20 protein-coding genes and 1 pseudogene are annotated in these 22,285 nt (G+C 70.2%); 12 read left to right on the top strand and 9 right to left on the bottom strand.

The genetic code is table 11. The annotated features are described in order from the left end of the window. Window positions 1-25: 25 nt before the first annotated feature. Window positions 26-886 carry a M48 family metalloprotease gene (locus SFY69_11935; GenBank protein ID MDX2132749.1) on the bottom strand — a complete coding sequence of 287 codons (861 nt, stop codon included), beginning with the start codon at window positions 884-886 and terminating at the stop codon, window positions 26-28. A gap of 412 nt (window positions 887-1,298) precedes the next feature. On the opposite strand from SFY69_11935, the gene SFY69_11930 reads away from it, so the two are divergent. Next, entirely contained in the window at window positions 1,299-2,081 is a 783-nt protein-coding gene (locus SFY69_11930; GenBank protein MDX2132748.1) for a 3D domain-containing protein, read from the top strand. A gap of 17 nt (window positions 2,082-2,098) precedes the next feature. Here SFY69_11930 and SFY69_11925 read toward each other — a convergent pair whose 3' ends face one another. Beyond that, the gene (locus SFY69_11925) at window positions 2,099-3,364 is read right to left on the bottom strand and encodes a DNA polymerase (GenBank protein ID MDX2132747.1); all 1,266 of its coding nucleotides are present in this window, start codon (window positions 3,362-3,364) and stop codon (window positions 2,099-2,101) included. Window positions 3,365-3,535: 171 nt separating this feature from the next. Here SFY69_11925 and SFY69_11920 point away from each other — a divergent pair, with 171 nt between their 5' ends. The 3 genes from SFY69_11920 to SFY69_11910 all read left to right on the top strand — a co-directional run bounded on the left by SFY69_11920 (window position 3,536) and on the right by SFY69_11910 (window position 7,524). Next, the gene (locus tag SFY69_11920) at window positions 3,536-4,441 is read left to right on the top strand and encodes a zinc ribbon domain-containing protein (protein MDX2132746.1); all 906 of its coding nucleotides are present in this window, start codon (window positions 3,536-3,538) and stop codon (window positions 4,439-4,441) included. A 48-nt stretch (window positions 4,442-4,489) separates the two neighbouring features. Beyond that, window positions 4,490-6,721, top strand: a complete 2,232-nt coding sequence (locus tag SFY69_11915; GenBank protein MDX2132745.1) for an excinuclease ABC subunit UvrB — start codon at window positions 4,490-4,492, stop codon at window positions 6,719-6,721. Window positions 6,722-6,879: 158 nt separating this feature from the next. Next, window positions 6,880-7,524 carry a hypothetical protein gene (locus tag SFY69_11910; GenBank protein ID MDX2132744.1) on the top strand — a complete coding sequence of 215 codons (645 nt, stop codon included), beginning with the start codon at window positions 6,880-6,882 and terminating at the stop codon, window positions 7,522-7,524. A 27-nt stretch (window positions 7,525-7,551) separates the two neighbouring features. On the opposite strand, the gene SFY69_11905 is transcribed toward SFY69_11910, so the two are convergent. Then, window positions 7,552-7,995, bottom strand: a complete 444-nt coding sequence (locus SFY69_11905) for a helix-turn-helix transcriptional regulator (GenBank protein ID MDX2132743.1) — start codon at window positions 7,993-7,995, stop codon at window positions 7,552-7,554. Beyond that, window positions 7,992-8,255, bottom strand: a complete 264-nt coding sequence (locus SFY69_11900; protein ID MDX2132742.1) for a hypothetical protein — start codon at window positions 8,253-8,255, stop codon at window positions 7,992-7,994. The genes SFY69_11905 and SFY69_11900 overlap by 4 nt, the downstream gene beginning before the upstream one ends. A gap of 131 nt (window positions 8,256-8,386) precedes the next feature. On the opposite strand from SFY69_11900, the gene SFY69_11895 reads away from it, so the two are divergent. From SFY69_11895 to SFY69_11880, 4 genes and pseudogenes are all read left to right on the top strand, one after another. Beyond that, complete coding sequence (locus SFY69_11895) at window positions 8,387-8,611, top strand: hypothetical protein (GenBank protein MDX2132741.1); 225 nt, start codon at window positions 8,387-8,389, stop codon at window positions 8,609-8,611. Between the two features lie 35 nt (window positions 8,612-8,646). Then, window positions 8,647-9,036: pseudogene (locus tag SFY69_11890) on the top strand (DUF1801 domain-containing protein). Window positions 9,037-9,307: 271 nt separating this feature from the next. Next, window positions 9,308-12,388: an excinuclease ABC subunit UvrA gene (gene uvrA, locus SFY69_11885; GenBank protein MDX2132740.1), complete on the top strand. Its 3,081-nt coding sequence runs from the start codon at window positions 9,308-9,310 to the stop codon at window positions 12,386-12,388. 98 nt (window positions 12,389-12,486) lie between these two features. After that, a complete protein-coding gene (locus SFY69_11880) occupies window positions 12,487-13,122 on the top strand; it encodes a hypothetical protein (protein ID MDX2132739.1) in 636 nt (211 codons plus the stop codon). Between the two features lie 36 nt (window positions 13,123-13,158). Here the strand turns inward: SFY69_11880 and SFY69_11875 are convergent, their stop codons facing one another. Beyond that, on the bottom strand, window positions 13,159-13,476 hold the full coding sequence (locus SFY69_11875; protein ID MDX2132738.1) for a hypothetical protein: 318 nt from the start codon (window positions 13,474-13,476) through the stop codon (window positions 13,159-13,161). A gap of 184 nt (window positions 13,477-13,660) precedes the next feature. Between SFY69_11875 and SFY69_11870 the strand changes: the two genes are divergently transcribed. Continuing rightward, window positions 13,661-14,944: an ABC transporter permease gene (locus tag SFY69_11870; GenBank protein ID MDX2132737.1), complete on the top strand. Its 1,284-nt coding sequence runs from the start codon at window positions 13,661-13,663 to the stop codon at window positions 14,942-14,944. Window positions 14,945-14,983: 39 nt separating this feature from the next. Here SFY69_11870 and hflX read toward each other — a convergent pair whose 3' ends face one another. Continuing rightward, complete coding sequence (gene hflX / locus SFY69_11865; GenBank protein MDX2132736.1) at window positions 14,984-16,408, bottom strand: GTPase HflX; 1,425 nt, start codon at window positions 16,406-16,408, stop codon at window positions 14,984-14,986. 119 nt (window positions 16,409-16,527) lie between these two features. Here hflX and SFY69_11860 point away from each other — a divergent pair, with 119 nt between their 5' ends. The 3 genes from SFY69_11860 to SFY69_11850 are packed head-to-tail and all read left to right on the top strand — an operon-like array spanning window position 16,528 to window position 19,958. Next, complete coding sequence (locus SFY69_11860) at window positions 16,528-18,270, top strand: S41 family peptidase (protein ID MDX2132735.1); 1,743 nt, start codon at window positions 16,528-16,530, stop codon at window positions 18,268-18,270. A gap of 4 nt (window positions 18,271-18,274) precedes the next feature. Beyond that, window positions 18,275-19,339 (top strand): tRNA (adenosine(37)-N6)-threonylcarbamoyltransferase complex transferase subunit TsaD, encoded by a 1,065-nt coding sequence (tsaD, locus tag SFY69_11855; GenBank protein ID MDX2132734.1) that lies wholly within the window; start codon window positions 18,275-18,277, stop codon window positions 19,337-19,339. A 1-nt stretch (window position 19,340) separates the two neighbouring features. Beyond that, window positions 19,341-19,958, top strand: a complete 618-nt coding sequence (locus tag SFY69_11850) for a peptide chain release factor-like protein (protein ID MDX2132733.1) — start codon at window positions 19,341-19,343, stop codon at window positions 19,956-19,958. Window positions 19,959-20,065: 107 nt separating this feature from the next. Here the strand turns inward: SFY69_11850 and SFY69_11845 are convergent, their stop codons facing one another. The 3 genes from SFY69_11845 to SFY69_11835 all read right to left on the bottom strand — a co-directional run. Continuing rightward, on the bottom strand, window positions 20,066-20,884 hold the full coding sequence (locus tag SFY69_11845) for a hypothetical protein (protein ID MDX2132732.1): 819 nt from the start codon (window positions 20,882-20,884) through the stop codon (window positions 20,066-20,068). Between the two features lie 204 nt (window positions 20,885-21,088). Continuing rightward, window positions 21,089-21,673 (bottom strand): thioredoxin family protein, encoded by a 585-nt coding sequence (locus SFY69_11840; GenBank protein MDX2132731.1) that lies wholly within the window; start codon window positions 21,671-21,673, stop codon window positions 21,089-21,091. A 72-nt stretch (window positions 21,674-21,745) separates the two neighbouring features. Beyond that, a partial coding sequence (locus SFY69_11835; protein ID MDX2132730.1) for a hypothetical protein occupies window positions 21,746-22,285 on the bottom strand: 540 nt, incomplete at its 5' end.

The raw sequence follows: 22,285 nt of genomic DNA, 5'->3' as shown, positions 1-22,285 counted from the left end.
CCAGCCGGACCGCCCTCTGACCCGTCTACGCCGCCCGGGCCATTTCCTGCTCTTGGCGCGCCAACGCCGCGATGCGCTTCTCCATGGGCGGGTGGCTGGCGAAGAGGCGGAGCACCGTGCTGGCCCCGGTGAGGGGCTCGACGATGAAGAGGTTGTTCTGCGCCGGGTTGGGGTTGTCGAGCGGGATGCGCTGGTTGTACGCCTCGAGGCGCTGGAGCGCGGACATCAGGCCGCGGGGCGAGCCGGCGATCACCGCGCCGTCGTGATCGGCGACGTACTCGCGGCTGCGGGAGATCATGGCCTTGATGAGCGCGGCGCCGATCGCCGCGAGGATCACCGTCGCGAGCATGATCAGCGGGTTGCTGTCGCGCCGCCCGCCCAGGAACATCCCGAAGTGGGCGAGGTACGCCAGCACGCCCGACACCGTCGCGGCGATGCAGCTCGTCAGCGTGTCGCGGTTCTTGACGTGCGCCAGTTCGTGCGCCATCACGCCCCGCAGTTCCTCGTAGTTCAGCACGCGGAGCGCGCCCTCGGTCACAGCGACGGCGGCCTTCGACGGCGAACGCCCCGTCGCGAACGCGTTGGGCGCTTCGTGCGGGCAGATGCAGACCTTGGGCATGGGCAGGCCCGCGCGCTGGCGGAGTTCGTCCACCATGCGGTAGAGTTCGCCCCCGGCGCCGGGCGTGTCGGGGCCGACTTCCTGGGCGCCCATGGCGCGCAGCGCGATGGTGTCGGAGAAGAACCAGGCGCCGACGTTCATGAGCCCGCCGAAGATCAGCGCGAGGATGAGGCCCTGCTGGCCGAACTGGCTACCGACGGCGAGGCACAGCCCCATCAGGCCGCCCATCAGCAGCGCCGTCTTGACGTTGTTGATGAACCGGGTCATGGCGATCGTCCTCCTGCCCCATGATTGGGGCTGCGATGGTACGTCTGTCGGTTGTATTTTGTTCGATTGCGTCTGATTCTCAGACGCAGCCTCTGGGTGTTTTCCTCAATGGCCGGATTCTGTCTGCGCGGCGTGTAGGGTCTGTGCGGGGGAGATTGACGCAAAGTTCGCTGGTATTTCGAGTTACGAGTGCCGCCCATGCCTACCCGGGCTATCTTCCACCCCGTCGTGGCAGCGGTTCCGTACCCGGGATTTTTCCGGGTTCTTGCGCCGGACCTGCTGACGTATGTGCGGTGCGCGAAGCCTGTCGGTTAGACTTCGCGCCGTGTGGTGGGTTGGGCAACCTTGATCGAGCCGGTCCGGGCTGGTGGGCCCGGGCAGGCGAGAGGTGCCCGACACGTGGAGGTGGGCGGTGAAGACTCGATCGCCCCGCGCGGCGCGTGCCAAACGCGTGATTGCGCGGCTCCGGAAGTGGCGGGTGCCGGCGCTCAAGGCCGTCGGCGCGGCAACGCTCGTCCTGGGCGTTGCCGGTTCGGCCATCCTGGCCAAGGAATCGGGCAAGCGGCCTGTGCCGCTGGCATCGTTGTCGCTGCCGGAAGCGGGCGGCGTGCCGATCATGCCGGTGCGGCTGGTGACGCTGGGCGAGCCGCGTGCGGAAGCCGCACCGACGCACGGCGAAGGGGCGTGGTCGCAGGCCGATCTGCCTCCCAAGCCCGAGGCGACTTCCGAAGGCGCGCAGAAGCCAGACCCAGCCCGGGCCGACGAGCCGGGGCCGCGGCTGCCCGCGGGCGTGTACAGCACCGACCCGAACGTGCGGTGGTTCAACGGGCGTCCCGTGCGCCCGGCGCGCGTGATGGAGATGGTGGTGACGGCGTACTCGCCGGACTGGCGCTCGTGCGGCGATTCGGCCGACGGGAAGACCGCCACGCTGCACTCGGTGGAGACGAACGGGCACGCGCTGGTCGCGGCGGACCCGAAGGTCCTGCCGTACGGCTCGATGCTGACGATCCCCGGGTACGACAACGGGCGGATCGTGCCGGTGCTGGACTGCGGCGGGGCGATCAAGGGCCGCCGCCTGGATGTGCTGTACCCGACGCATGAGCGGGCACGTCGCTGGGGGCGGCAGAAGCTGCAGGTCATCGTGTGGGAATACGCCGACGGGGCCCCGCGCGAGAACCCCCGGAAAGAGCGGTAGCCGGCGCGGGTGCGCCGTCAGTCTTCCAAGTCCGGCAGGCCCAGGTCCGGGATGTTGCCGAACGCGATGCGCCGGGGCGCGGACTTGCGCGCCTCGTGCATCGCGGCGGGGTAGACGGCGTCGGCGCCGAACCGCTGGTTGATGCGGTCGATCGCCGACGACAGACGCCCGTCGCGCCGGGCCGCGTCAAAGAGCGACGGCGTGGCGGCCTCGCGCCGCGCGAGGTCGTGGAGCGTGACGCCGATCTGCAGCAGGTGCCCGGGCGGGCGTCTGGCCCACATGGACGCGAAGGCGCGGAGGAGCGCTTCGGCGTCGGCCGCGCCCGCGAGCGAGGCGCGATCGTGCCAGCGTTCGGGCGGGCCCGAGTCGGGCGCGTGCAGCCGGTCCTCGCGCGAGCGGAGGTATCGCAGCGAGAGCGTGAGCCACTCGGCGACGTAACCAAGGTGTCTCGCCCGCTGCCCGACCTTCGTGAGCAGGCGCACGCCCACCTGGCGGGCGCGATGCTCGTCGCGGCTGTCGGGGCCGAGCACGTGCGAGTGCCCGATGGTGCGTCGCGGACGCGGCCCGTCGAAGGGGTCGTTCACGGGCAGCCCGCGCAGCAGGTAGTACCACTCCGCGCCGACCACGCTGCCCCAGGCGCGCCGCAGCCCGGCTTCGTCGAGGGCGTAGAGATCGGAAATCGTCCGCACGCCCGCGCGATCAAGACGCACGCGCATCTTCGGGCCGATGCCGGGCAGGTCGGTGATCGCCAGGTGCAGGAGGCGGGCGGGGATGTCGGCGTCGTCGAGGATGGTGAGGCCGTCGGGCTTGTGCAGGTCGGCGGCGACCTTCGCGAGGAAGCGGTTGGGGGCCACGCCCACGGACGAGGTGAGGCACTCGCCCACGCGCGTGGTGATGGCGCGCTTGACGCGATGCCCGATTGCCTCCGCCGCGCCGGGCGAACGCTCGGCCTCGACGAGGCGGCACGAGCACTCGTCGATCGAGTGCACCGCGTGCACGGGCAGCACGGTGTCGATCGCCGCGAGGACCTCGTGGTGCACGCGGACGTACAGGTCGGGGCGCCCACGGACGAGGATGAGCCCCGGGCACATGCGCTTGGCGTCGCCGACCTTCGTGCCGGTGCGCACGCCGTACGCCTTCGCGGGGTAGCTGGCGGCGATGCAGGAGGTGGTGTCGGCCTCGACGGGGACGACGGCGATGGGCTTGCCGCGCAGCTCGGGGCGGAAGTGCTGCTCCACCGAGGCGAAGTAGGAGTTCATGTCGATGTAGAGGACGCGGAGCATGGGGGATGGTAAACCGATCCCGCCGGCGGGCGCGGTATGCTGTGCGCCCGCGTGTGGAATCCGTTCCGCCAGACTCGTTCACCGCTCACGTTCCCGTTCAGGGACGATCGAGGACAGTTGTGTTATTTGGCGCCGCGTCGAGAACTGCTGCGAGCGCTGGATTAGGTCGGATTGAAACACTCGGGGCTTCGACATCTGCTCACGACTCTGCCGCTGGCGACGGGGGCTACCGCGGTATTGCTGCCGCTCTCCTTCTTCACGATACTCTTGTGGTACGCGAACGTCGACGCGGTGTTCGTCGGCCTGTGCGTGTTCATTGTCATCATCATCCCGAAGCCTCACGGAATCAGTGTGCCGGCCAAGTTCATCGCGTCCCAGTTCTGCACGCACGGCCTGTGCGGGCGGTGCGGGACGCCCCTCGACGATCGGCCCGTCGCCCCCGATGGCAACCGGGAGTGCCCGACGTGCGGGCACGCGTGGCGACCGGATCGACAGGCAACCCGCAGCGGTTCGGAGCCGCCGAAAGACGACCTCTGCCCGGGTTGCGGGTACTTGATGGTCGATCTGCCCAGTCGGCGCTGCCCGGAATGCGGGCAACTCGCCGCGAAGGCGACGGGAGCGCCGATGACGCTTCCGCGCTGGGATGGTTGCGACGACGAGCGCACGCCCGTCCGCGTGTTCCTGGTGCGAGAGCTCCATGACAGGTGGGAAGGGTCACGGCTGAACTCGGCGATTTTCGACGCCTGCTGCACGCATCAGCTGCGATATCGACTGCGGGTGAGCGGCGTCGTGTTGCTCGCGGGTGCGCTCGGCGTCGGCGCCGTCAGGCTGTTCGCCCCGGGGCTGCCGCCCGGTTGGTGGATGGTCATCGCGATGAGCACGTTCGCCGGCGCTGTCTTCCCGTTTCTAGTGCCGTTCCCGTGGCGAGACCGATGCGACATCGCGCTGCGCAGGGGTGTGTGCCCCAGTTGCCTGACCGATCTTCACACGAGCGGGCGGCGGCGCGGGCTCATGGTCCGCTGTGCCGTGTGCGAGAGCGCGTGGCTCGCGTCCCGTGTGAAGTCGAGCGCCCGCTGACCGTGCCGTGCGGGCGGGCGACGGCCTCTCCCCCGCTACCCTCCGCCGATGCACCGCCCGTTCGAGGTTGTCGCGCCGTTCGAGCCCACGGGGGACCAGCCCGGCGCGATCGAGCAGTTGACGCGTGATCTCGGGGCTGGCAGGCCGTACGTGACGCTGCTGGGCGCCACGGGCACGGGCAAGACCTTCACGATGGCGCACGTGATCGCGCGGCTGGGAAAGCCGACGCTGATCCTGAGCCACAACAAGACGCTGGCGGCGCAGCTCTTCGAGGAACTCCGCGAGTTTCTGCCGAAGAACAGCGTGAACTACTTCGTGTCGTACTACGACTACTACCAGCCCGAGGCGTACATCCCGCAGCGCGACATCTACATCGAGAAGGACAGCTCGCGCAACGACGACCTCGACCAGCTCCGCCTGCAGGCGACCAGCAACATCCTGGCGCGCCGTGACACGGTCGTCGTCGCCAGCGTGTCGTGCATCTTCGGCCTGGGCTCGCCCCTCGCGTACGGGCAGCGGGTGCTGACGATGACGAAGGGCTCGCGCATCGACCGGCGTTCGTTCCTGCTCGCGCTCGCGGGCATGCAGTACCAGCGGACCGACATCGAGTGGAAGCGCGGGCAGTACCGCGTGCGGGGCGACGCGATCGACGTGTGGCCCGCGTACGAGAAGTACGCCGTGCACGTCGAGCTCTTCGGCGACGAGATCGACCGCATCGACCTCATCAACCCCGCGAGCGGGGAGATCCTCGCGGAGGAGCGCCAGTTCTTCCTGTTCCCGGCGGTGCACTACGTGATGCCCGAGGAGCAGATGCAGGCGGCGCTGGCGGCGATCCGCGCGGAGCTCGACGAGCGCGTGATGCACTTCCGCTCGCAGGGCAAGCTGCTGGAGGCGCAGCGGATCCTGAGCCGCACGAAGTTCGACCTGGAACTGCTCGAAGAGACGGGCACGTGCCCGGGGATCGAGAACTACTCGCGCTTCATGGACGGGCGGATGCCGGGCGAGCGCCCGTACACGCTGCTGGACTACTTCGACTTCGCGCCGCCGGCGGGGGGCGTGTCGGCGTTCGCGTCGTCGCCCGAGACGCTGGCGGCGGAGGGCGTGCGGGGCTATCGCTCGACGGACACCGACCGCCCGGCGGCGGAGAAGATGCCCCGCCCGAACCTGGGCGACTGGCTGCTGATCATCGACGAGAGCCACGTGACCATGCCGCAGGTGCGCGCGATGTTCAACGGCGACCGCGCGCGCAAGGACGTGCTGGTGGAGCACGGGTTCCGGCTGCCGAGCGCGCTGGACAACCGCCCGCTGCGGTTCGAGGAGTTCGAGAGCGTGGTGCCGCGGATGATGTTCGTGAGCGCGACGCCCGGGCCGTGGGAACTCGAGAAGTCCGGGGGCGTCGTCGCCGAGCAGGTGATCCGCCCGACGGGCCTCCTCGACCCCGAAGTGGAGATCCGCCCCACGAAGGGCCAGGTGCCCGACCTGCTGGAGCGCTGCCAGCAGCGCGTGGCGAGCGGGGAGCGCGTGCTGGTGACGGCCCTGACGAAGCGCATCTGCGAGGACCTCGCGGGCTACCTCGCCGAGAAGGGCCTGCGCGTGCGCTACCTGCACAGCGACATCGAGACGCTGGACCGCATGCAGATCCTGACGGACCTGCGCCTGGGCAACTTCGACATCCTCGTGGGCGTCAACCTGCTGCGCGAGGGGCTGGACCTGCCCGAGGTCTCGCTCGTCGCGATCCTCGACGCCGACAAGGAGGGGTTCCTGCGCTCGCCCACGAGCCTGATCCAGTTGATGGGCCGGGCGGCCCGCAACGTCAACGGGCGCGTCGTGATGTACGCCGACGAGATGACCCCCGCGATGCGCCACGCGCTCGACGAGACCGACCGCCGGCGCGCCAAGCAGGTCGCGTACAACACGGCCCACGGCATCACGCCCAAGACAATCATGAAAGAAGTGCGCCGGGGCCTGGAGGCGGAGCTTTCGGCCCGCAAGACGGCCCGGGCATCGTTCGAGAAGGCCGAGCCCGAGCACGACATCGCGGAACTCATGAAGACGATGGAAGAGGAGATGGTGAAGGCGGCGCAGTCGCTGGAGTTCGAGAAGGCCGCGTCGATCCGCGATCAGATGATGCGCCTGCGCAAGCGCGCGGGCGAGCTGGAGCGCAGCGGGCTGCCGACGCGGGCGCGCAAGTCCGACTACGAAGAAGGCGAGCGGGCCGGCCCGTCGCCCCGCGGCACGCCCGGCCAACCCGGCACGCGCAAAGGGCGGCGGAAGCGGTAGCGCGGACGGCGCAACGACGGTCGCTCGAGCCCGCTGAACTCCGTACGGGTGACGAACACTGCGTTTGATGATTCTTAGCACGACGCAACGGCGTGATGCTTGCACGCATGGGTGCGCTCAAGTATTCTGACGCACGAGAGAGACAGGCGGAGGAACTCATGAACCGCTCGTCTCGCCTGGGATGTGTTGTCGGATTCGTACTCGCGGGCGCTGCCGTTCAGGCTCGCGCCAGCATGCTGAATCTCTCCAGATACAGCTACGTCACCGTCTCAACGTACGGCGGCTCCGCGAACCCCGGGAGTTTCAGCGAAACACAGGAGACGAACTCGCTCGACCCATGGTCGGCGGCAATACAGAGCACCGCAGGTGCATCCGGGAGAGCCAGCCAGTTTTCTTGGGTCAACGAATCGATGTTCTTCATCGATGGCTGGAGCTCCATCGGCGGCGGCGCCGGACATGGCGGCGGTCAAACGCCAACCGAGATACGAGTGAACTTCGATCTCATTCACGTGCATACGTTCACTTTTTCCAGCACAGTATCCGAGGCTTGGTTCGGATACGGCTATTTCAAACTTTCGTACTTCGGCGGCGCCGACATCGTGAACTTCGCAACCGATCGGAATGAAACCGTCTCCGGCGTGATTGGGCCCGGCTCCTATCAGGCGTCGATCAGGTTTCAAAGCGGCAGCATGATGGGCTTCATCGGCGGCACGGGGCAGTTCGAGGTCGCGGTGGTGCCGTCGGTCGGGACAACGGGCCTGCTCCTGATGGGTACGCTCACGGCACTTCGCCGCAGGCGATGACTCACGCTTCGCTCGCGACGTCGCCGGTTACAGCAGGTCGGCGGGCTCGACGCCGAGCGCCTCGGCCACGCGCTTGAGCTGCCGCAGCGTGGTGGAGTCCGGGTGGCGCTCGAGGCGCGACACCCGCGACTGCGGCACGCCGAGCAGCCGCCCGAGTTCGCGCTGCGTCAGCCCGCGTTCTTCGCGCACCTGCGCGATGCGCCCGCGACGCAGCGACGTCAGCGCCGCGTCGGAGTCCACCCATCCGGCGTCGCCCGCGTCCAGCACCTGCGCCGCGCGGCGGGCCGCCTGGCGGACGACGAGCCGCTCGTACTCCGCCGTCGGGACGAGCACGTACTCGCCTCCGCGCCGCACGCGCGTGGCCGCCGCCCGGTGCCCGCTCGCAGACGTCGGCTTGGTGCGGGTCTGCACACCCGCCTTCGCTCCCGGCTTGGCCGATGGCCTGGCGGATGGCTTGGCGGGCGACTTCACGGCTGCTCCGGTCGAACGCTTCGGCATGTCACCACCCTCACCGTCCGAGTCGCGGCCTCGGACACGAACACCGCGATGTACGACCCGTCCCGACCGAACCGAAAGAACCGCAGCAGGTACTTCGAGCCCGGTTCTTTGATCGGCTCGCCCAGGTCAACGCCCGAGCGCACCCTGCCCAACGCCGCCGCGAACGGCTCCACCAGCGCGGGCCTCGCCCGCAGCCACCCGACCACCTCGCGCGAGAGCACGGCTCGGAACACGCGTTTCCCCCGCTCGAGGCCATCCTTCGATCCATCACTTTTTCGTACTTCACGATACCATATACGATATACCTGTCAAGCGGTTCGCCCGCACGCGCCGTGCCCAGATTCCCCACGCCGTACACTCCGGCATGTCGGACCTTCGTCCCGCGCCCGGCTTTCGCCAGCGCCTCGGCTACTACCTCGTCGGGCTGTCCATCGGCTGCGCGATGCTCGGCATGATCTGGTGGATCAAGGCGCAGGTCCGCCAGAACCCGGCCCCGCCCGGGCCCCCGCCCGCGCACCAGACCTCGAGCACCCCGCCCCCACCGGGCGCGGCGTCGCCCGGCCCGACGCCTGCCGGCACGGCCCCGTAACCTCGCACGCCGAACTGCGCATCACGGAGCAGCGCATGCCGATCCACCACGACACCGTCGCGTACAACGCCGCCCGATCGGCGAGCGAAGCACGCACTTGCGACCTGCTCGCCCGGACGATCGACCGCAACCTCCCCGGCGCCGAGAACAAAGTCTGGCACCGCCACCCGGTCTGGTTCCTCGACGGCAACCCGATCGTGGGCTACAGCACACTCAAGGACTGCGTCCGCCTGCTGTTCTGGAGCGGGCAGTCGTTCGATGAGCCGGGCCTCGAGCCCGAGGGGAGCTTCAAGGCCGCGGAAGCGCGCTACACGTCCGTCGACCAGGTCGACACGGCCGCCCTGGCCCGCTGGCTCGCGAAGGCTGCGTTGCTCCAGTGGGATTACAAGAACATCGTGAAGCGCCGCGGGCGGCTCGAGTGGCTGGGCCCCGCACCCGCCCCGGAATCGCCGCGTCCGCCGGCGCCGAAGCCCTCCCGCACGCCCGCGAAGAAGGCCACGAAGAAGGCCGCCAAGAAGGCGGCAACGCGCGCCAATCGCAAGGCGCCGCGGAAGTCCACGAAGTCCTAGGCCGTGCGATCGCTCCTCACGCGGCGGGCTGCTCGGGCGTGGCACGAACAAAAACCTTCCAGTTCGCCGTGCACGGCCTAGCATGGACGCTCAAGGAGGAGCCGCCGTGCAGGGAGGAGCCGCCGCCGTGCCGCAGAATCGCCCCGTCGCTGTTGAGGTTGGCGCACAGGACTCGCCTTCACAGCGGTCGATCCGCGTGCGCGGGGCGCGCGAGCACAACCTCAAGAACATCAGCCTCGAGATCCCGCGCGACCGGCTGGTCGTGATGACCGGGCTCTCGGGCAGCGGCAAGAGCAGCCTCGCCTTCGACACCATCTTCGCCGAGGGGCCGCGCAAGTACATGGAGTCGCTCTCCGCGTACGCCCGCCAGTTCCTCGAGCAGCTCAAGAAGCCCGACGTCGACGAGGTCGAGGGCGTCCCCCCCACCATCGCGATCGAGCAGCGTTCGGCGAGCGGCAACCCGCGCTCGACCGTCGCGACGACCACCGAGATCTACGACTACCTGCGCCTGCTCTACGCCCGCTGCGGCACGCCGTACTCCTGGGCGCCGACCAAGGTGAAGAAGGACGGCACGGTGCAGGAGCGCAGCGGGCGCCCGATCACGGCGACGACGAGCACGCAGATCGTCGATGCCTTGATGGGTACCCCCGCACTCCGTGCGGGCGACTCACCCCACGCGGAGCGAGGGAGTACCCGACGGGTCATGATCCTCGCCCCGGTCGTGCGCGCGAAGAAGGGCTTCCACCGCGACGTGCTCGAGGACCTCTCGGGCCAGGGCTGGAACCGCGTGCGCGTGAACGGCGACCTCAAGGACCTGCGCGAGGTGCTGAAGGAGCCCGGCGAGAACCCGCTGAAGCTGGGACGCTACGAGAAGCACTCCATCGACGCGGTGATCGACCGCGCGACGCTCTCGCCCGACGCGCGCCAGCGCATCGCCGAGTCGGTGGAGGCGGCCCTGCGGATCGCCAAGGGGCTGGTGGTGGCGAGCGTCGAGGGCGAGGGTGGCGCGTGGCGCGACACGACGTACTCGACGCTCTACGCGGACCCCGACCACCCGGAGGTCGCGCTCGAGGAGCTCGAACCCCGGCTGTTCTCGTTCAACTCGCCGCAGGGCGCGTGCACGACGTGCAGCGGGCTGGGCACGCTGCTGGAGCTCGACGAGGCGATGGTGATGCCCGACGCGGGCAAGAGCCTGCGCGAGGGGGCGATCGAGGCGTACGCGAAGAACATGGCGGTGCGCGCGTGGTTTCACCGGGCGCTGAAGAAGTTCTGCCGCGCGTACAAGGTGAGCTTCGAGGACCCGGTCTCGAGCTTCCCGCCGGACGTGCGCCACAAGCTCATGCACGGCGCCCCGGCGGAGGAGACCCGCAAGGTCGCGCTGGGCAAGTGGGAGGGCGTGCTGCCCGAGCTCACGACGTGGTGGAAGAACACGGACAACCCGTCGGTGAAGGAGTGGCTCGGGCAGTTCATGTCGAACACGCAGTGCCCGGAGTGCCGGGGTGATCGCCTGCGGATCGAGGCGCTGCACGTGCTGATCGAGAGTTCGCACGGCGTCGACCGGGCGGCGTGCTCGGACAACGTCATCGGGCGTCCGGCGGGCGCGGAGACCTCGGCCCGGCTGCGCATGCTGAACATCGCGGAGTTCTCGCGCCTCACGATCACCGACGCCGCGGCGTTCGCCCAGGGGCTGCGCCTGAGCCCCGAGCAGCGGACGATCGCCGAGCCGATCCTGAAGGAGATCAACAACCGCCTGCGGTTCCTGGCGGGCGTCGGGCTGGAATACCTGAGCCTGTCGCGCAAGACCTCGACGCTCTCGGGGGGCGAGGCGCAGCGCATCCGCCTGGCGAGCCAGGTGGGCAGCGGGCTGGTGGGCGCGTGCTACGTGCTCGACGAGCCGACGATCGGGCTGCACCAGCGCGACAACGACCGGCTGATCGGCACGCTGCGTCACCTGGCGGACATCGGCAACACGGTGCTCGTGGTGGAGCACGACGAGGACATGATCCGGGCCGCGGACCATGTGATCGACATCGGCCCGGGCCCGGGCGTGCACGGCGGGCGGGTCGTGGCGCAGGGCACGGTCGCGGAGATCTGCGCGAACCCCGACTCGCTCACGGGCGATTATCTCTCGGGGCGCAAGTCCATCGAGACGCCCGCGAAGCGCCGGCGCCTCAACACGAAGCAGGCGATCATCGTGAAGGGCGCGCGCGAGAACAACCTGCAGCGCGTGGACGTGGCGTTCCCGCTCGGCGGGCTCGTGTGCGTCACGGGCGTCAGCGGGTCGGGCAAGAGCACGCTGGTGAACGACATCCTGCTGCGGGCGGCGCGCCAGCACCTGCTCGGCACGCGCGAGAGCCCCGGCGCGCACGGGTCGTTCAAGTGGCCCGGCGCGCTCGAACGCGTCATCGAGGTCGACCAGAGCCCCATCGGGCGCACGCCCCGCAGCAACCCGGCGACCTACACCGGGTTCTTCGACGAGATCCGCAAGGTCTTCGTCCAGACCAAGGAGGCCCGCGTCCGCGGGTACAAGCCCGGGCGGTTCTCGTTCAACGTCTCGGCGCAGAACGGGGGCGGGCGCTGCGAGGCCTGCCAGGGCCAGGGCCTCAAGAAGATCGAGATGCACTTCCTGCCCGACGTCTACGTCGAGTGCGAGGTCTGCGCCGGCAAGCGCTACAACCGCGAGACCCTCGAGGTGACGTACAAGGGCAAGAGCATCGCCGATGTCCTCGACATGACCGTCGAGGACGCCTGCGGGTTCTTCGAGAACCACCCGAAGATCGCCCGCTTCCTGCGCTGCCTGCACGACGTCGGGCTCGACTACGTGCAGCTCGGCCAGCCCAGCACGCAGCTCTCCGGGGGCGAGGCACAACGCATCAAGCTCGCCACCGAGCTCGGCAAGGGCTCCGGCGAGCTCGGCCCCGCCGGACGCACGCTGTACATCCTCGACGAGCCCACCACGGGCCTGCACTTCGAGGACATCCGAAAGCTCGTCCTCGTCATGAACCGCCTCGCCGACGCCGGAAACACCCTCGTCGTCATCGAGCACAACCTCGACGTCATCAAGTGCGCCGACTGGATCATCGACCTCGGCCCCGAGGGCGGGGGCGGCGGCGGACGCGTCGTCGCCAGCGGCACGCCCGAGCAGGTCGCCCGCGTCGATGCCAGCCACACCGGTCGGTACCTCGCGCGCATGCTCACTCAAAACTGAGGTGCGCGGGCCCGCCCGCACACTGCTTGACAGCCGCACGACTCGCTGCGATGCTGCGGGTTTCTCCGGGCTGACGCCCGGGCACGGGGGTTTTCCGCATGCTGCACGCCAACTGCACGCTCGGGTCCGGCGCGCCGATGGTTCTCGCGGCGGTCGCGGTTGGTTCGCTCTGGCTGCCGATCCTCGCCAGCGCCGTCGGCGTCTTCGTCGCGAGTTCGCTCATCTGGATGGCCACGCCGCTGCACAAGCACGACTACAAGAACCCCGGCGACAAAGAGCCGCGGCTGCTCGACGCGCTGCGCGACGCCGCCCTCGCGCCGGGCGTGTACTTCCTGCCCTGGTGCATGGGCATGGCCGACAAGGGCGCGATGATGGAAAAGCTCAAGGCCGGGCCCTGGGCGCTCGTCTACGTGCAGGGCGGCCCGCCGAGCATGGGCAAGAACCTCGGCGCGTGGTTCGCGCACCTGCTCATCGTCGGCGTCTTCGTGGCGTATGTCGCCGGCACCGGGCTTGCCGCCGGTGCGCCGTTCCTCGCCGTCTTCCGCGCGGTCGGGGCCGCCGCGTTGCTCGCCCACGCCGGCTACGCGTTGCCCATGGCGATCTGGCACGGCATGCCGTGGTCGCAGGTGCCCGGGCGACTGATCGACGGCGTGATCTACGCGCTCGTCACCGGCGGCATCTTCGCCTGGTTGTGGCCGGGCGTGCAGCGCGTCGGGGAGTTGCCGGCGGGTTGATCGGTGAACAGTGGCGATGCACGCCCACGCCCGTCGCTAGATCGTGCCGCGGAGTTCTTCGTCGATCCGCGGAAGCCAACGGCGCACGCGGGCGGCGTCGAACCGGGGCGGGATCTCGCCGTCCCAGTGGTCGAGCACGTACTCGACGACGGACTGCACGACGCGGGAAGGCGCCGAGGCCCCGCCGCACCAGTAGTCGTGGTCGCGCCAGCCGAGCGTGACGTCGTGGGCGGTTTCGGCGCCGTCGGGCCAGAGGATGAGCACTTCGTACCGCCATCCGCCAACGGATTCGCGCTCGGTGAGCACCCGCGCGGCGGGCTTGGGAAGGGCTCGGGATGCTCCGGGGCGATCCATGGTCTGGTCATCGGTCCGGCAGAGGGGCGGCTTTCGGCGGATTCCGCGGGGCGCTCCCCGGTCGGCCGCACATCTTTCGGGGGCGTAGCATCGATCCGCACGAACCCTACCCGCGGACGGGAAAAGTGCGAGACAAGTTTGCGACAATTCGGCGCATGCACGCCCCCTCGGAGCCGAGCGCACGGTGAGCTTCATCCTCGAGATCATCCGGCTGGGTCTGTCGAACCTCCGCCTGCACATGCTGCGGTCCATCCTCACCGCGCTGGGGATCATCTTCGGCGTGCTGGCGGTGATCGTGATGAGCAGCCTGGGCGAGGGCAGCAAGCGCCAGGCGCTCGCGCAGATCGAGCGCCTCGGGGCGAAGAACATCATCGTGCGCTCGCAGAAGCCCCCGGAGTCGCAGAACCAGCAGAGCGGGCAGCAGCGCAGCTTCGTGAGCCGCTTCGGCATCACGCGGCTGGACCTGGAGGTCATCCAGGCGAACTTCCCCGATGCCGAGGCGATCGTGCCGCTCAAGGAGATCGGCGGGCAGGTGATCAAGGACGAACTCCGCCGCACAAGCCAGGCCTACGGCACCACGCCGGACCTGCAACGCGTGGCGAACCTCACCGTCGCGCAGGGGCGGTACCTCACGACCACGGATCTGGAAGCGCGCCTGCCCGTGTGCGTCATCGGGGCGGAGGTGGCGAACCAGTTGTTCCCGCTCGAAGACCCCATCGGCAAGACGCTGCGCGTGGACGCCAAGCCGTTCACGGTCGTGGGCGTGCTCGCGCCCATCGGGCTGGCCGGGGGCGCAGGGGCCGCTCTCATCGGACGCGACCTCAACCTCGACGTGCACGTCCCGCTCACGGCGGCCCGCGAGATGTTCGGCGACCTGGTGATCCGCGGGAGCAGCGGGTCGATGCAGGCCAACTCCACCGAGATCAGCGAGATCTACATCGCGTGCCCCAACCGCGACCGCGTGCTCAACGACGCCGACCGCCTGCGCCTCATCATGAAGAACCGGCACCCGGGCCTGCCCGACGTCACGCTCATCGTGCCGTACGAGCTGCTCGAGAACGCCCGCCGCACGGCCCTCACCTACAACCTGATCTTCGGCGCCATCGCCGCGATCTCGCTGCTCGTCGGCGGCATCGGCATCATGAACATCATGCTCGCCAGCGTGACGGAGCGCATCCGCGAGATCGGCATCCGCCGGGCCCTGGGCGCCACGCGCAAGCACATCATGTGGCAGTTCCTGGTCGAGACCGGCGTGCTCTCCGCCATCGGCGGGCTGGTCGGCGTGGGCGTCGGCGTCGGGGGAAGCCTCGCCGTCGGCTGGGCCGTGCCCAGCATGCCCACCGCCCTCACGCTCTGGTCGATCCTGCTCTCCTTCGCGGTGGCGACGGCGACGGGCCTGATCTTCGGCCTGTACCCCGCCCGACGCGCCAGCGCCCAGGACCCCATCGTCGCGCTGCGCCACGACTAGCGGCGTGGTTCAACGGCGGCGAAAGTCTGTTCGAGCCCGCTACTCGCCCCACGCACGCGCGGGCGTGTATCCGGGCGTCTCTTCCGGCGTCAGCGGCCTGCCGCGCTCGTCCGCGAGTTCCAGCCTCGCCCCTTGCGAACGCAGTTGCGCCAGGTGTCGGCGTCCGATGTGCGCGACGATCGTCACGCGGTCGGCGTCGTACTCGCGGGCCGTCACCTCGCCGCGGGTCTCGATCATGTGGATCGTCTTCGCGTCCGAGATCGGCAGGGTGATGCGGAACGTCTCGACGCCGCCGAGGCAGGCGTCGCGCACGACACGCTCCAGTTCGTCGGCCCCGATCGACAGGCGGCCGTCGGGCCCGGGGAGTGCCGAGATGCCGATCGCGCCGGGCACCTTGCGCTGCCAGACCAGCAGTTCGGCATTGTCGGTGAGGCGATCGACCTTGTTCAGCAGCAGCACGCGCGCCGGGCGGGCGTGCAGGCGGTCTTCCTCGTGGCGCGAGCGTTCCAGTTCCTCGAACAGCTCGTCCAGCACGCGGTTCACGGCGGCGTACTGCAGTTCGGCCGCGGGGTCCGAGACGTCGAGCACGATGAGCAACATGTCGGCGTGGGTGGCTTCCTCGAGGGTCGCCTTGAAGGACGCGACGAGGTGGTGCGGGATGTCGCGCACGAAGCCGACGGTGTCGGAGAGCATCACGCCCCCGCCGCCGCCGAGGTCCCAGTGGCGCGTGCGGGTCATGAGCGTGGCGAAGAGGCGGTCGTCGGCGTAGGCACCGCCCGCGGTGAGGGTGTTGAAGAGCGTGGACTTTCCGGCGTTCGTGTACCCGACGATGCCGACGGTGAAGTGCTCGCGCTTGCGGGCGGCGACCTCGCGCCGGCGCCGGGCCTGGATGACCTCGAGCTCGCGCTGCAGGGCGAGCTTGCGCCGCTGCACGAGGCGCCGGTCGATCTCGAGCTGCTGCTCGCCCGGGCCGCGCGTGCCGATTCCTGCGACGCCACCGCCCCCGACGATGCGCTCCAGGTGGTCCCACATCGCCTTGAGGCGCGGGTACGTGTACTCGAGCTGCGCGAGCTCCACCTGCAGCTTGGCCTCGTTCGTGGTGGCGCGGCTGGCGAAGATGTCGAGGATCAGCTCCGAGCGGTCCACCACCTTCCGCCCGATCGCCTGCTCGATGTTGCTGATCTGCTTGGGCGAGAGGTCATGATCAAAGAGCACCGTCGAGGCCTCGAGCATCTCGCACAGCCCCTTCAGTTCGCTGATCTTCCCGCTGCCCATGTACGTGCCGGCCACCGGGCGCTCCAGGCGCTGCGAGCACTCGCCCACGACGGTCGCGCCGGCCTGCTCGGCCAGGGCGCGCAGCTCGCCGAAGGGGTCGCGCGGGTCGAATGTGGAGTCCGGGAGTCGGACGGCCGCGAGGACCGCCCGTTCGGACGCCACGCGGAGTTCGGTTCGTTCCTTCGCCATCGTGTCGGGACATGGTAGGGGCCGCCCGCCCGGGCGCGAAGACCCGCCCGGCGTGAAGACCCGGCCCCGCGTGCATCCGTGCAACCGCCCGACGCGGAAACCCTACCATCGCCCGGTGCGTGCGCGGCCTGCCGCCGCCCACCCCCCACGCGAAGGAGCGCCGTGTGACCAAGAGCGAGCGATATCGGACGCAGCCCCGTGCGGCGTGGAAGCGCGCCCTCATCGCCGTGCCCGTCGTGGGCATCAGCGTGCTGGGGCTCGCGGCGGGTGCGGCCATCGGCAAGCGCCTCGCCACCGGCGCCTCCGCCGACGACTACGCGTTCTTCGACGAACTCGTCGAGGTCAAGCACCTGCTCTCGCAGCGGTACGTCGACGCACCCGACGACGCAAGGCTCCGCGAGGGCGCCATCCGCGGCATGGTCGAGGCCCTCGACGACCCGTACACCGTGTACGTGCCCGCGGCCGAGCAGCGCAACTTCAACAAGGACCTGACCGGCGAGTACGTCGGCATCGGCGCGCAGGTGAACCAGCAGGAGGGCTGGCTCACCATCGTCTCTCCGCTGGAAGATTCACCCGCGTTCCGCGCCGGGCTCATGGCCGAGGATCGCGTCGTCGAGATCGACGGCAAGAGCACGCAGGGCCTGAGCGTCGACGAGTGCATCGACCTGCTGCTGGGCGAGCCGGGCACCAGCGTCGTGCTCACCGTCGAGCGGTCGGGCGAGCGTTCGCAGATCACGATCGTGCGCGAGCGGATCAAGACCCGCGCCGTCAAGGGCTTCCGCCGCTCCGACGCCGACCCCAACGCGTGGGACTACCTCATCGATCCCAATCGGCGGATCGCGTACATCCGGCTCACGCAGTTCACGCCCGGCTGCGCCGACGAGGTCGAGGCGGCGCTGCGATCGGTCGGCGCCGACTCGGGCGCGCTGGGCGGGCTCGTGCTCGATCTGCGGTTCAACCCGGGCGGGCTGCTGAACGAGGCCGAGAAGATCGCGGACCTCTTCCTCGCCGAGGGCGTCATCGTCTCGACGCGGGGGCGGGCGCACCCGGAGCAGGTGCGCCGGGCCGAAGCGCCGGGCACGCTGCCGGACTTCCCGATCGTGCTGCTGCTGAACGGGCAGTCGGCGTCGGCCAGCGAGGTGCTGGCCGGGGCGCTCGTCGAGAACAACCGCGCGGTCGCCGTCGGCACGCGCTCGTTCGGCAAGGGGAGCGTGCAGAGCGTGCTGCACCTGCCGAGCGGGAACGGCTCGGAACTCAAGCTCACCGAGCAGGGGTACTACCTGCCCAGCGGGCGCAGCCTCTCGCGCAAGGACGACTCGCCCGCGTGGGGCGTCGACCCGACGGACGGCTTCTACGTGCCCGTCACCGACGCCGAACTCATCGCGATGCTCGAAGTGCGCCGCAAGAACGAGGTGCTGCGCGCCGCCGGGGGCACGCCCCCGACGGGCAACTGGAGCGACCCGGAGTGGGTGCTCGAGGAACTGAAGGACGCGCAGCTCGCCGCGGCGGTCAAGGCCATGCGCGGCAAGATTGACACCGGCGCGTGGGTCAAAACCGGGCAGGCGGGCCAGGCCGTGACGGCGATCGGTCTGGCCGAGGCCGCCCGTCTCACGCAGCTTCGCGAGCGCATGCTCCGCGAACTCGACCGCACGGATCGACGGCTCGAGGCGCTCGAGTCGGCGGTGGGCGAGGTGAAGCCGCAGGACCTGTGGGCCGACAGCGCCGAGGTCTCGGGCGGCGTCGTCGAGATCCGCGACAAGAACGGCGCGCTCATCGCCACGCTCGACGTCACCGGGCCGGACCTGGAACGCTGGCTGGTCGATGCGCCCGTCAAGCCGCGCCCCGCCACGCCCCAGCGCTAGTCCGATGATCATCCTCGGGCTCGAAACCTCCTGCGACGAGACCGCGGCGGCGATCGTCCGCGACGGGCGGGTGGTGCTGTCGAGCGTCGTCGCCTCGCAGAACGACATCCACGCCGAGTACGCGGGCGTCGTGCCCGAGCTCGCCAGCCGCGCCCACGCCGAACGCCTCGTGCCGGTCGTGCGGGCCGCGCTGGAAGAGGCCGGGATCGGGCTGGGGATGATCGACGCCGTCGCGGTCGGACATCGCCCGGGGCTCATCGGCTCGCTGCTCGTGGGGGTGTCGGGCGCCAAGGCGCTGGCGTGGAGCCTGGGCAGGCCCCTGGTCGGCGTCGACCATGTGCACGCGCACCTGTACGCGGGCGTGCTGCACGAGCCCGGAGAGCGGCCCGCGACGCCGGCGGATGACCTGTTCCCCGCGGTGGGACTCGTGGTGTCGGGGGGGCACACGAGCCTGTACCGCCTGGAATCGTGGACGGGCCTGACGCGCGTGGGCGCGACGATCGACGACGCGATGGGCGAGGCGTTCGACAAGGCCGCCGCGATTCTCGGCATCCCGTTCCCCGGCGGGCCTCACCTCGACGCGCTGGCCGAATCACCGGGCGCCGACGACCGGGCGGCGGACCTTCCCGTCAGCCGCCTGGGGCGCGAGTCGCTGGACTTCTCGTTCTCGGGGCTCAAGACGGCGTTGCTGTACGCGGCGAAGGGCGTGCCGGGCGAGCGATCGAAGACGCCCCCGCCCCCGGCGCTGACCGACGGGCGCCGGCGCGATCTGGCGGCGAGCTTCCGCCGAGCCGCCTGCGACGCGGCGCTCCTCAAGATCACGCGCGCGTTCGACCATGCGCCCGTCCCGCCCCGCGCGCTGCTCGTCGGCGGGGGCGTGGCGGCGAACCGCCTGCTGCGGCGCGAACTGACGCGATTCGCCGCGGCACGGGGCGCGGCGCTCGTCATCCCGCCGCTGCACCTGTGCGTCGACAACGCCGCCATGATCGCGGGGCTCGCGCACGTCCTCGCCACGAGCGGACGCACATCGGACCTGTCGCTGCAGGCCCAGCCCACCACGTCGTGCTGACATGCCCTCCGGACGCCCCAACCCCTTCCGATTCGCGGGCAAGCCGCCGGCGCCGGGCGCTCGCGCACCCGACGCGCCCCCGGCGCGCGAGCCGCCCGTGCTCTGGCGCGATCCCCCACACCCCGCCACGCTCGACGAAGAAACACTGCTGCGCGAGATCACCATGGACCGCCAGCGCAGCGGCGGCCCGGGCGGGCAGCACCGCAACAAGGTCGAGACGGCCGTCGTCTTCACGCACCCGGGCACGGGCATCATCGCCCAGGCCGCCGAGCGACGCAGCGTGCGCGAGAACCGGCCCGTCGCGCTGCGGCGGCTGCGCCTCGCGCTGGCCATGGGCGTGCGTTGCCCGGTGCCCGACGGCGACCAGCGCAGCGCCCTGTGGCGATCGCGCTGCGACCGCGCCGGGCGCATCGCCTGCAACCCGCAGCACGCCGATTTCCCGGCGTTGCTCGCCGAAGCCCTGGACATGGCGTGGGCATGCGGGCTTGATGTCGCCAGGGCCGCGGCGCGCCTGGCGTGCACGACGAGCCAGCTCGTGCGGCTCGTGAAGGACCACCCGCCGGCGTTCGCCATGCTGAACGAGGCGCGCCGGGCGCGGGGCGAGCGCGCGTTGAAGTGACGTGGGGCCGCGGCGATGCTGCCAAGCGGCGGCGAGCCTGCAAAACGAAAGCACCCCCGCGGATGCCCGCAGGGGTGCGACGTTCCACTCCCGGATGGGATTCTGTCTTAGCGACGACGGCGGAAGGCCGCCACCGCGCCCAGGCCCAGCAGCGCCGCGGCGCCGGGTGCGGGAGCGATCGCCATCTCCATCTCGGCGTTCCAGGGCGTGGTGCTGACGATCGTGGTCGCCGCGCCCGTGGTGAGGTCGAAGGACGCGAACGCGCCCGTGCCCCCGCCGGTGTAGATCGCGCCGTACAGGATGCCGGTGGAGGGGTCAAAGTCCATGCCCTGCGCGAAGTTGGCGAGGAAGCCGGTCGGGCCGATGGTCGTGACGGCGCCGGTGCTCTTGTCGATCGACATGAGCGAGTCGGTGCCGATGTCGTGCGCGTACATCTGGCCGGTGGTCGGGTGCACGGCGATGTCGATCAGCAACATGCCCGTCGGCCCGCCGCTGAACGGCGCCACGAGCGTGGCGGCGCCGGTCGCGACGTTGATCGTGTACAGGTTCTGGCCGGCCAGGGCGTACATGTTGCCGTTGGTGTTGTCGTACGACAGCCCGCCCCAGTTGCTCTCAACCACGCCGATCGTGGTGATCGAGGTGAAGTTGCCGGTCGTGGTGTCGATGGTGCCCCACTGCTGGGTGCCGGCGACCCCGGCGGTGATGCCGTACAGCACCGAGGCGTCGGCGTTGAAGTCGATCGCGAAGCCGTCGTAGCTGGCGTTCGCCGAGATCACGTTGTTCGCCGGCGCGTTCACGGGGAAGCGCAGCAGCGTGTTCGGGTTCGCACGGAGGTTGATGGCGTACACGTCGTTCTGGGCCAGCGCAGCCGAAGACGCGCCGAGCACCGCCAACACACCGCACACCGACAGCAGACGACGAGTCATGTTTCTCTCCTTCTCCTCGAGAACCGCGTTCAAGTCAGCACCCACGCAACCGACCCGGGTTGCCCCGGGAAAGGTCCATTGATTGCACCAGAACTCCGCGAGTCGCACAAGCGGAAAGTGTGGGGCAGGAACAGAAAATCTCGCTCCCGCAGTGATTTGCGCGAACGTCCGCGAGGCGTGCCCGGACTTATCGGACCCCCGCCGTCAGTCGTTGTATCGCTCCCGCAGCTTCGGGCTCAGGCGCAGCAGCAGGTGCACCCGCTCGAACTCCCGCAGCCAGTCCTGCAGGGTTGCCTCGATCTCGTCGGGGGGCACCTCGGCCGTCGGCAGCGGGCACGAGGGGCCCAGCGACGCGGAGGCGAGCGACCGCAGACGCGCGAGCGACTTGTCGCCCATGAGCGAGACGAACTCGTAGTCCTCGTTCATGAAGATCGCGGTGGGCACGCGCCGCCCGCCGGCGATCATGACCATCTCCGCCAGGTCGGCGTGCGCGTCGCGGTCGAGGAATCGCAGGTCGATGAGGTCGGGCTTGCCCTCGGCGATGATCTGGAGCAGCGGGCACTGCGCCACGCAGTCGCCGCACCACAGGCCCGAGAGCACGAGCACGTTGACGCGACGGGCGAAGTCCGACATCGCCGAGCGCTGGTGGCTGTCGAGGCTGGCGTGGTTGCGCGCCACGCGCTCGAACGATCGCCACGCGTCGAGCTGGCTGGGCGTTCCCGAGCGGATGTACGCGTCGTAGGGCATCGCGTCGGCGAACTTCGATCGCAGCAGGGCTGTCGTGACCATGGGCAAGCCTCCCGGGGCATCGCGGCCAGACGTCATCGCCGGTCCTCGCCAGACTCTAGCCGCGGACCCGTGTTACCCGCCGCGGCGCGCCTGCTCGCTCAGGCGGCGGAGGGTCTCGAAGGCCTGCAACGGGCTGAGCGCGTCGATCTTGATCTCTCGCAGTTGGTCCACCGCCGGGTGCGCGACGTACCGCGTGAACAGCGGGAAGGGATCGTCGTCGGCCGGGGGCGGGGCGACGGGCGCGGGCGACCCGGGCGTCGCGTGGTGCACCGCCAGGCTCGAGAGCACCTCGCGCGCCCGCGCGATGACACCCGGGGGCATGCCGGCCAGGCGCGCCACGTGCAGCCCGTACGACTGGTCCGTGCGGCCTGGCAGGATCCGGTGCAGGAACACGATCTCCGCGTGCTCGCCCCCGGCTGGCCACTCGCGCACCGCCACGTGCAGGTTCCGCACGCGACCCGGCAGGCGCTCGGCGAGGTCGGTCAGTTCGTGGTAGTGCGTCGCGAACAGCGTGCGAGGCCCCTCCCGCGCGCTCGTGCCCGCCCCCCCGCCGGCCCCCGCGCCGGCCCCCGCGCCGGCCCCCGCGCCGGCCCCCGCGCCGGCCAGGTGCTC

Source organism: Planctomycetota bacterium (genome assembly GCA_033763975.1).
GTDB lineage: Bacteria > Planctomycetota > Phycisphaerae > Phycisphaerales > UBA1924 > RI-211.
The sequence above is the reverse complement of the archived record's forward strand: the minus strand, read 5'-3'. Positions and strand labels throughout refer to the sequence as shown.

Coding starts and splice junctions, on each gene's coding strand:
- SFY69_11935 (MDX2132749.1), bottom strand. CDS start 886: ATGACCCGGTTCATCAACAACGTCAAGACGGCGCTGCTGATGGGCGGC.
- SFY69_11845 (MDX2132732.1), bottom strand. CDS start 20,884: ATGACTCGTCGTCTGCTGTCGGTGTGCGGTGTGTTGGCGGTGCTCGGC.
- SFY69_11915 (MDX2132745.1), top strand. CDS start 4,490: ATGCACCGCCCGTTCGAGGTTGTCGCGCCGTTCGAGCCCACGGGGGAC.
- SFY69_11895 (MDX2132741.1), top strand. CDS start 8,387: ATGTCGGACCTTCGTCCCGCGCCCGGCTTTCGCCAGCGCCTCGGCTAC.
- SFY69_11880 (MDX2132739.1), top strand. CDS start 12,487: ATGCTGCACGCCAACTGCACGCTCGGGTCCGGCGCGCCGATGGTTCTC.
- SFY69_11875 (MDX2132738.1), bottom strand. CDS start 13,476: ATGGATCGCCCCGGAGCATCCCGAGCCCTTCCCAAGCCCGCCGCGCGG.
- SFY69_11910 (MDX2132744.1), top strand. CDS start 6,880: ATGAACCGCTCGTCTCGCCTGGGATGTGTTGTCGGATTCGTACTCGCG.
- SFY69_11925 (MDX2132747.1), bottom strand. CDS start 3,364: ATGCTCCGCGTCCTCTACATCGACATGAACTCCTACTTCGCCTCGGTG.
- SFY69_11840 (MDX2132731.1), bottom strand. CDS start 21,673: ATGGTCACGACAGCCCTGCTGCGATCGAAGTTCGCCGACGCGATGCCC.
- hflX (MDX2132736.1), bottom strand. CDS start 16,408: ATGGCGAAGGAACGAACCGAACTCCGCGTGGCGTCCGAACGGGCGGTC.
- SFY69_11850 (MDX2132733.1), top strand. CDS start 19,341: ATGCCCTCCGGACGCCCCAACCCCTTCCGATTCGCGGGCAAGCCGCCG.
- tsaD (MDX2132734.1), top strand. CDS start 18,275: ATGATCATCCTCGGGCTCGAAACCTCCTGCGACGAGACCGCGGCGGCG.